This is a genomic window from Escherichia sp. KTE114 (assembly GCF_000407765.1).
Lineage (GTDB): Bacteria > Pseudomonadota > Gammaproteobacteria > Enterobacterales > Enterobacteriaceae > Escherichia > Escherichia ruysiae.
This window is the reverse complement of record NZ_KE136626.1, coordinates 2,394,168-2,400,915: the sequence shown is the minus strand read 5'-3', so window position 1 is coordinate 2,400,915 and position 6,748 is coordinate 2,394,168. Positions and strand designations below refer to the sequence as shown.

Here is a 6,748-nt window from a genome sequence, read left to right as displayed (position 1 = left end):
GATATTAATAATGGCAGGATTATTTTAAGTCGGGTAAGTCGTTGTATAAGCCCTGTTTAATTCCCGCTAATGGAATAAGGTTATTAACCGCAGCGGCATAATTTACTGCGGCAACCCAGCCATCATAATTGGCATTTATTTCAGCCGATTGCGCCTGAAAGACATCTTGCTCGACGGTTAATAGATCATTCAGACTGCGTTTACCTAATTTATATTCATTTTGGTACACATCTCGCGTTTTGTGTGCGCTTTCGGATTGCGCTAAACCGGCTTCTTCGCGCCCCCGTGCGCCAGTCCAGTTGGCATACGCCACCGATGCCCGTTGTAATACATCCAGTTTTGCCTGTTCGACCTGCGAGGCGGAGATTTTTTGTTGCCCTTCGGCCTGTTGTACCTGGGCTGAAACCGCACCGCCCTGATACAACGGCGCGTTAACGTTCAGCTGTAACTGGTCGTCCCAGTACGAGCGATCGCTGGTCTGGTAGCGCGTTTTGCCCCCCTGAATACTGAGCGTCGGCCAGTATTGCGCTTTGGTTTTTTCCACGCCGTACTGTGCCGACTGGCGTAAATTTTCTGCCGCCAGCACCAGCGGAATGGACTGGTAATCAATATTTTTTAGCGATACCGGCTGCTCGGCTAATTCCGCAGGTGGCGCGGCTATCGCCTCCGGCTGTACGCCAGTCAGCACCGCCAGTTGCGCTTTGGCGCTCGCCATTTGCGCCTGATATTGCTCCAGCGTCGAGCGCATTCCGGCAATGCGTGTCTGAGCCTGCAATTCATCAGAAGATGAATTCAGGCCGGCGTTGGCGCGCAGTGCCGCCATGTTGTAGACAGTTTCCAGCGAGTGAATATTGCGTTGAGCCGCATCGCACAAAGCCTGATAACGGCTAACTTCCATATAGGTGGTCGCCGTTTTCTCTGCGACATCGGTTAGGGTTGCCATCAATTTGAAGCGGTAGCTGTCACGAGCGGCAGTTTGCAGTTTGATATCGTTGTTCGTTTTACCAAAGTCATATACTAGCTGCGTCAGGGTTATGCCATACGAAACGTTGTTATCAAGCCTGCCGCTGGAGTCCGTTTGTCGGGACGGCCCCGCGTTACCGGTTAAGCCAACGTGCGGATACCAGGCACTTTTGGCTTCATCGATTTGCGCTTCGCCAATACCTATCTGCGCCGCCTGTTGGGTGACGTCGGGGTTTCGCGCAAATGCGCGTAATATACTTTCCTGTAAGGATAAACTGGCAACCGACGTAACCGCAGGGGCGGTAGCCCATTGTGGTAATGGCGCTGCAAGCGCGTTTTCTCCCATCACAATAAAACTTATTAAAAATATCAGGCATTTATTTTTACGGTTTTTTAATTGTAATCGCGCCATAGATAAGTCACTTCCTTCCAGGTCATTATTTTAACTGGTTTTTATAACCAGCCTCATTTTATTTAAGAAGGGTAATAACTTGTGCATCTCTTTCGTTTTATTCCCCCTATTAAAAGAAATGCAGCTAAAAATCTTATACGTTATTTATTAAGAATACACTACGAGTTTTAGATTACCATCATCCGCATTGAGAATAATCTATAGGAAGAAGTGATAAGAATCACAGTTTTATCCTGTATATACCATTTTTTTGTGACTTATTTATTAAAGGTATAAGACGGAGGATTTGATTAAGAAAAAATAAAGGCGCAGCGCAGAAAGCACTGCGCGCAGGTAGATTTTATATGGTTTTATTCCGTTTCATTACCATTGCCACAATAAGGCTTAGTAATAGTGCGCCAATAATCCACATTAGTGCGCTGCTGCCCTGGGACCATAAACTGTAAATAAAACCGATGATTACCAACAGCATGACCAGCATACCGACAATGAGAATTGGCAACGAGGCGTGAATATCATGACGCAGACGGATCGCCACCACAAACACCGCAAGGTAGCAGATCAAAAAGGTGGCGCTGGCAACGCTGGCCAGGGAACCTAAATTAAGCGCCGCCGTCATCAGCATGATCAACACCACGATGATGATGTTACCCCACGTACTCTGCCGCCACAGGGACCTATTCATTATCTTTGGCAACTCGCGCTCGCTGCCCATGTTGTCCATGATATTAAACACCGCAAACAGGTTTGCGTTGATGGCTGATGCCGTCGCCAGCAAGGCACCTATCACCACTATCACATAACCCACATGCCCGAGCAGTGGAGAAGCAGCCTGCGCTACGGCGGTATCAGCATATTTTTCTAACTCTAATGCCGAAACATCACTAAGCAGTACCAGTGCCAGGGAAATATAGAGCAGCGTGGTAACGCCTATCGCCAGCAAAAATGCTCGCGGCATAATGACCGCCGGATCTTTCACTTTATCCGCCGCGTTCGCCATCATGCCAAAGCCCGCATAGGCGAGGAAAGTAATCCCGATGCAGGAGAAGAACGCGCCGGAGCTGGGGGGCGCAGAGACGGAAATATGCGCCGGTTGCAGCGACCAGACGCCCGCAATAATCAGCAACAGCAGGATCATCATTTTGATGCCGACAAGGATCACTTCCAGCCGCCCTACCGCATGGTTGCTTAAAGAGTTGAACAGCGTCATCAGGGCAATGATCGCCAGCGCGTAGAGCAAAATAAGATGCTCATCCTGGCTGCCCTCATGCAAAAACTGCACGGCATAAGCACCAAAGGCACGGGCAACCATCGCGATGCTCACCGCCAGCGTCATCAGGTACAGCAACGAGAGCGCCAGCGAAAAAACACCGTTGCCTAATCCCCGGCGAAAGAAGTCAATAATCCCGCCATTGCTGGGATAACTTGCGCCAAGGCGCGCATAGGCATATCCGGAAAACATCGCCACAATGCCGCCAAAAGCAAAAGCGACCCAGGTCGAGGCTTCCATTAGCAACGCCGCCTGCCCCAGCAGGGCAAAGATCCCCGCCCCTACCATCGCCCCGATGCCTATGGAAACCACATTCCATAGTCCCAGGGGTTTGTCACCGTTATTACCTTCCGTGTTCATCATGATCAGCCCTTAAACACGTTATAGCCGAGTTGTTTAGCGACCGATGCCACCATTTTTTGTCCACGAACACTGTTGCCTTCTTCATCCAATGGTGGCGAGAACGCGGCAATACCCATCACGCCAGGCACTACCGCCAGAATGCCACCACCGACGCCGCTTTTGCCAGGTAAGCCAACGCGATACGCCCAGTCACCGGAGCGACCATACAGCCCTTCCATCATCATTTCGGCCAGGATGTACGGCACATTGTCGGCCTGAAGAACGCGTTTTTGGCTTAGCGGATTAACACCGCCCGCCGCCAGCGTCGCGCCAAGCGTAGCCAGTTCAACGGTATTGATAAGCGTGGAGCACTGGCGGGTGTACACATCACAGGCTTCCATCGCATCGCAATAGAGATATCCAGAGGAATACAGCAGCCAGGCAATCGCCCGGTTGTGGAAGTTGGTGGTCTGTTCCGACTGGTTCACTTCCTCAGAGAGCGCCACTTGCTCACCAGCAAGTTGTTGTTGGATGTGTAAAATTCTCTGCCAGCGTTGTTCAGTATTATCGGCTTTGATCAGACTGGTAGTGGCGATAGCGCCAGCATTCACCAGCGGCGACAACGGCTTGCCACCATGAAGTTCTAAGGCAATGACTGAGTTAAAAGGCAATCCGGTCGGGTCAGCGCCAATTTTGTCCTGCACCGCCTGCGGGCCGACATCTTCCAGCGCGAGGGCTAAAGTACAGACTTTCGAGATGGACTCCAGCGCAAAGCGGTAATCGCTATCACCAGCGCGATAGATATTGCCATCGCAAGTCACAATAGCTACCCCCGCCAGTTGGCTGGGGACATTCGCCAGAAAGGGAATGTAATCGGCATTTTGCCCGCCGTTAAGTGAGTGAAATTGGGTATATGCCTGATCCACTGCCTGCTGTAAATTTTTTGCATCTGACATCTGTTGTTAACTCCTTTTTATAGATGCGGGAGGCTATTCCTCATCCCGATGCCAATTTTCAGGCATCCTGATTTAACTTAGCACCCGCAACTTAACCAAAGGAAAACAAAGAGATAAATGTCTAATCCTGATGCAAATTGAGCCAATTTTTTAATCTCTACCGCGTTTTCATTGCGCGACGAAATAATTTCTTGACCTTCCCCTTGCTGGAAGGTTTACCCTTTATCACAGTCAGTCAAAACTGTCTTAAAGGAGTACGTTATGTCACAAACTATCGACCTGACCCTGGACGGCCTGTCCTGCGGTCACTGTGTTAAACGCGTGAAAGAAAGTCTCGAACAGCGCCCGGACGTTGAGCAGGCAGATGTGTCAATTACGGAAGCGCACGTCACCGGTACTGCCAGCGCGGAACAGCTTATCGAAACCATCAAGCAAGCGGGTTATGACGCATCTGTAAGCCACCCAAAGGCTAAACCGCTGGCGGAGTCATCAATCCCGTCGGAAGCACTGACAGCGGTTTCTGAGGAGCTTCCGGCAGCAACCGCCGATGACGACGATAGCCAGCAGTTGCTGTTGAGCGGCATGAGCTGCGCCAGTTGTGTCACCCGCGTACAAAATGCGCTGCAAAGCGTACCGGGCGTCACCCAGGCACGGGTAAACCTGGCAGAGCGCACTGCGCTGGTGATGGGCAGTGCCTCCGCACAAGATTTAGTGCAGGCGGTGGAAAAAGCAGGCTACGGCGCGGAAGCGATTGAAGATGACGCTAAACGCCGTGAGCGCCAGCAAGAAACTGCCGTCGCAACCATGAAACGCTTCCGCTGGCAGGCGATTGTCGCCCTGGCGGTGGGTATCCCGGTAATGGTCTGGGGGATGATCGGCGATAACATGATGGTCACCGCCGACAACCGCAGCCTGTGGCTGGTAATCGGTCTGATAACGCTGGCGGTAATGGTTTTCGCGGGCGGGCATTTTTACCGCAGTGCATGGAAAAGCCTGCTCAACGGTGCGGCGACGATGGATACGCTGGTGGCGCTGGGTACTGGCGTGGCGTGGCTCTATTCGATGAGCGTTAACCTGTGGCCGCAGTGGTTCCCGATGGAAGCGCGGCATCTTTATTACGAAGCCAGCGCGATGATTATCGGTCTGATCAACCTCGGTCATATGCTGGAAGCGCGTGCACGCCAGCGTTCATCGAAGGCGCTGGAGAAATTACTCGATTTAACCCCACCGACGGCGAGACTGGTCACTGACGAAGGTGAAAAGAGTGTGCCGCTGGCAGACGTTCAGCCAGGTATGTTGCTGCGCCTGACAACCGGTGATCGTGTGCCGGTGGATGGCGAAATCACTCAGGGCGAAGCGTGGCTGGATGAGGCGATGCTGACGGGCGAACCTATTCCACAGCAAAAAGGCGAAGGCGACAGCGTTCATGCCGGGACGGTGGTGCAGGACGGTAGTGTGCTGTTTCGCGCCAGCGCAGTCGGCAGCCATACCACGCTGTCGCGGATCATTCGCATGGTGCGCCAGGCCCAGAGCAGTAAGCCAGAAATCGGTCAGTTGGCGGATAAAATCTCTGCCGTATTTGTACCGGTGGTAGTGGTGATTGCGTTGATCAGTGCAGCAATCTGGTATTTCTTTGGGCCAGCACCGCAAATTGTTTATACCCTGGTGATTGCCACCACGGTGCTGATTATCGCCTGTCCATGTGCGCTGGGGCTGGCAACACCGATGTCGATTATTTCCGGCGTCGGGCGCGCGGCAGAATTTGGTGTGCTGGTGCGTGACGCCGACGCGCTGCAACGCGCCAGTACGCTCGACACCGTGGTGTTCGATAAAACCGGGACGCTGACCGAAGGTAAACCGCAGGTTGTCGCAGTAAAAACGTTTTCTGATGTTGATGAAGCGCAGGCGTTGCGTCTGGCGGCGGCGCTGGAACAAGGTTCCAGCCATCCGCTGGCACGGGCGATCCTCGATAAAGCAGGCAATATCACGCTGCCACAGGTCAATGGCTTCCGCACATTGCGCGGACTAGGGGTAAGTGGCGAAGTGGAAGGCCATTCACTGCTGCTGGGGAATCAGGCGCTGTTAAATGACCAGCAAGTCGATACGAAAGCGATTGAAGCTGATATTTCAGCCCAGGCATCACAAGGCGCAACGCCGGTGTTGCTGGCCGTTGATGGCAAAGCGGTGGCTCTGTTGGCGGTACGCGATCCATTGCGTAGCGATAGCGTGGCGGCGCTGCAACGCCTGCATAAAGCAGGATATCGTCTGGTAATGTTAACCGGCGATAACCCAACCACAGCCAATGCGATCGCCAAAGAAGCAGGGATTGATGAAGTGATTGCGGGTGTATTGCCGGATGGTAAAGCCGAAGCGATTAAACGTCTGCAAAGCGAGGGACGCCAGGTAGCGATGGTGGGCGACGGCATTAACGACGCGCCAGCGTTGGCCCAGGCGGATGTCGGTATTGCGATGGGTGGCGGCAGTGATGTTGCCATTGAAACAGCGGCGATTACCCTGATGCGCCATAGCCTGATGGGGGTTGCAGACGCACTCTCCATCTCCCGCGCGACGCTACGCAATATGAAGCAAAACCTGCTTGGCGCGTTTATCTACAACAGTATCGGTATTCCGGTCGCCGCAGGTATTTTGTGGCCGTTCACCGGAACGCTGCTTAACCCGGTAGTTGCCGGGGCGGCAATGGCACTCTCATCGATTACCGTAGTGAGTAACGCCAACCGGTTGCTGCGGTTTAAACCGAAGGAATAAGTATGTCATTGCGGATGCGCTGCTTTAGGGTGGCGCATC

General features: G+C 52.9%; 4 protein-coding genes. 1 reads left to right on the top strand and 3 read right to left on the bottom strand.

The genetic code is table 11. The annotated features are described in order from the left end of the window. Positions 1-19: 19 nt before the first annotated feature. The 3 genes from WC5_RS09580 to glsA form a co-directional block, all read right to left on the bottom strand. Positions 20-1,375 (bottom strand): TolC family outer membrane protein, encoded by a 1,356-nt coding sequence (locus WC5_RS09580; RefSeq protein WP_016231610.1) that lies wholly within the window; start codon positions 1,373-1,375, stop codon positions 20-22. Between the two features lie 340 nt (positions 1,376-1,715). Beyond that, positions 1,716-3,008: an APC family permease gene (locus WC5_RS09585; RefSeq protein WP_000982145.1), complete on the bottom strand. Its 1,293-nt coding sequence runs from the start codon at positions 3,006-3,008 to the stop codon at positions 1,716-1,718. A gap of 2 nt (positions 3,009-3,010) precedes the next feature. Further along, complete coding sequence (glsA, locus tag WC5_RS09590; RefSeq protein WP_001278188.1) at positions 3,011-3,943, bottom strand: glutaminase A; 933 nt, start codon at positions 3,941-3,943, stop codon at positions 3,011-3,013. 261 nt (positions 3,944-4,204) lie between these two features. Here glsA and copA point away from each other — a divergent pair, with 261 nt between their 5' ends. Beyond that, positions 4,205-6,709, top strand: coding sequence for a copper-exporting P-type ATPase CopA (gene copA, locus WC5_RS09595; protein WP_000083985.1), 2,505 nt, complete (start codon positions 4,205-4,207; stop codon positions 6,707-6,709). Positions 6,710-6,748: the final 39 nt, after the last annotated feature.

Excerpts from the sequence above, each read along its gene's own strand:
- WC5_RS09580 (WP_016231610.1), bottom strand. The coding sequence starts at position 1,375 with ATGGCGCGATTACAATTAAAAAACCGTAAAAATAAATGCCTGATATTT.
- WC5_RS09585 (WP_000982145.1), bottom strand. The coding sequence starts at position 3,008 with ATGATGAACACGGAAGGTAATAACGGTGACAAACCCCTGGGACTATGG.
- glsA (WP_001278188.1), bottom strand. The coding sequence starts at position 3,943 with ATGTCAGATGCAAAAAATTTACAGCAGGCAGTGGATCAGGCATATACC.
- copA (WP_000083985.1), top strand. The coding sequence starts at position 4,205 with ATGTCACAAACTATCGACCTGACCCTGGACGGCCTGTCCTGCGGTCAC.